Annotated in this window: 1 protein-coding gene; it reads right to left on the bottom strand. The window is 33.8% G+C overall.

The genetic code is table 11. The annotated features are described in order from the left end of the window. Positions 1-231 precede the first annotated feature (231 nt). Positions 232-2,208 carry an alpha-ketoacid dehydrogenase subunit alpha/beta gene (locus VLC96_RS06905; RefSeq protein WP_325261625.1) on the bottom strand — a complete coding sequence of 659 codons (1,977 nt, stop codon included), beginning with the start codon at positions 2,206-2,208 and terminating at the stop codon, positions 232-234. Positions 2,209-2,360: the final 152 nt, after the last annotated feature.

Here is a 2,360-nt window from a genome sequence, read left to right as displayed (position 1 = left end):
CGAATCTATTTGGGCTTTCAGCATTTGATTTTGCTATATAAATTTACAAAAAATAATATTCTCAATTATCGCTTTTAACAGATTATCGCAATGATTACTTACAACTGTCCTGATTCTATTAGATGTCACAAATAGATTTGGATTATTGTTTATGGCTTTTAATTTTAAAACTATTTTTTCCAATTATCTATTTTAAAAGATTTACCTACTAAAAATTTATTTTTGTAAATTTTAATATTCCAGCAGATTTTTCAGCTCCTTTTCAAATCTTCCTTTCGGCAAAAATTGATCTTCTAATGCTTTTGTAAACGGAATTGGAGAATCCAAACTAGCCACACGTTTTACAGGTGCATCCAAATATTCAAAACAATTTTCCATAATCAATGCCGAAATATCGCTTGCAATTCCACCAAACAAAGTGTCTCCTTGATAAATGATTACTTTTCCAGTTTTCTTAACTGATTTAAAAATGGCTTCTATATCCAAAGGCTGTAATGTTCTTAAATCCAAAACATCAGCATTAATATCAGGATTTTGGGTCAAAGTTTCTAATGCCCAATGCACAGCAGCACCAAAAGAAATTATCGTTATATCATTTCCTTCTTTTAGTAAAGCCGCTTTCCCCAACGGAATAGTGTAATAATCTTTGGGAACATCTTGTGACAGACTTCTATACAATTGTTTATGTTCAAAAAAAAGTACTGGATTTGGATCATTAATTGAAGTGTTAAGCAAGCCTTTTGCATCATAAGGAAAAGCAGGATAAACTACTTTTAAACCTGGAGTTTTGGTAAACCAGGCTTCATTAGTTTGTGAATGAAATGGTCCCGCTTGAGTTCCTGCCCCACAAGGCATTCGAACCACAACATCGGCTTTTTCTAACCAACGATAATGTGATTTGGCTAATAAATTCACTATCGGATTAAATCCTGTAGAAACAAAATCAGCAAATTGCATCTCAACAATGGCTTTGTATCCATTAATAGACAATCCCATAGCAGTCGAGACTACAGCACTTTCGCAAATGGGTGTATTACGAACACGATCTTTACCAAATTGAGTCACAAATCCGTCAGTTATCTTGAATGCGCCGCCATATTCAGCAATATCTTGTCCCATGATAACCAAATTTTCATGGCGTTCCATAGATTGACGCAAACCACTTGAAATGGCGTCTATAAAACGGATATTCTCTACCTCTGAATCTGCCTTAATATCTTCATGTTGATAGGGTTTGTAAACATCATTTAGTTCCTCTTCGTAAGTTGCAATTATTTCAGGTTCTTCATTGGCGAAAGCCCAACTTTCATCAATATCTTTTTTGATTTCAGTTAGAATCTCATCATCATATTCTCTAGTTAGAATATTATTTTGGTACAAATAACTTCTGTAATTGTCAACAGGATCTTTGGCAGCCCAAATATTCATCAATTCCTGGGGAACATATTTGGTACCACTCGCCTCTTCATGACCGCGCATTCTAAAGGTTTTAAACTCTAAAAAAATTGGTCTTGGTTTTTCAACCATTGATGATTTTAGTTCAGTTATTAAATTGAAAACTTCCAAAATATTATTTCCATCCACAATATGACTTTCAATTCCATATCCAATTCCTTTATCTGCGAGATTTTGGCAACGGTATTGTTCATTGGTTGGAGTCGATAATCCGTATCCATTATTTTCAATTATAAAAAGAACTGGCAAATCCCATACTGCGGCAATATTCAAAGCTTCATGAAAATCACCTTCACTAGTAGCACCTTCACCTGTGAAAACGGCTGTTACTTTTCCGTTTTTTTTCAATCTATTAGCCAATGCTATACCATCGGCAATACCAAGTTGTGGTCCCAGATGCGAAATCATTCCGATGATTTTATACTGTTGTGTTCCAAAATGAAAACTTCGGTCTCTTCCTTTCGTAAAACCATTGGCTTTGCCCTGCCATTGCGAAAATAATCGGTGCAACGGAATGTCTCTTCCTGTAAATACGCCTAAGTTTCGATGCATCGGCAAAATGTATTCGTCGTTATCTAAAGCCGCTGTAATTCCCACAGAAATAGCTTCTTGTCCTATTCCTGAAAACCATTTAGATACTTTTCCCTGACGAATAAGAATTAGCATTTTTTCTTCAACCAATCGTGGTTTTAGAATTCTTTTATAGAGATCTAATAAAGTTTCGTTGGTTAGGTTTCTTCTATCAAAATTCATTTGTAATAGTGTTTTTTTTGGATCTCTCAAAGATAAAATAATTATAACAGGACGTTTTGCAATTGTTATAAAATTTTAAAATGTGGGTAATTTTACAAAAAACGTATCTGTTTTATTTTTTATATTTGTAGTCATGAAGTTTTTAGACTTCT

It is taken from the genome of Flavobacterium sp., from assembly GCF_035456085.1.
Classification (GTDB): domain Bacteria; phylum Bacteroidota; class Bacteroidia; order Flavobacteriales; family Flavobacteriaceae; genus Flavobacterium.
Note: the sequence above shows the minus strand (reverse complement) of the source record. Positions and strands in the feature narration are given on the sequence as shown.

Bases quoted from the DNA above. Each gene is read 5' to 3' on its own strand.
- VLC96_RS06905 (WP_325261625.1), bottom strand. From the start codon at position 2,208: ATGAATTTTGATAGAAGAAACCTAACCAACGAAACTTTATTAGATCTC.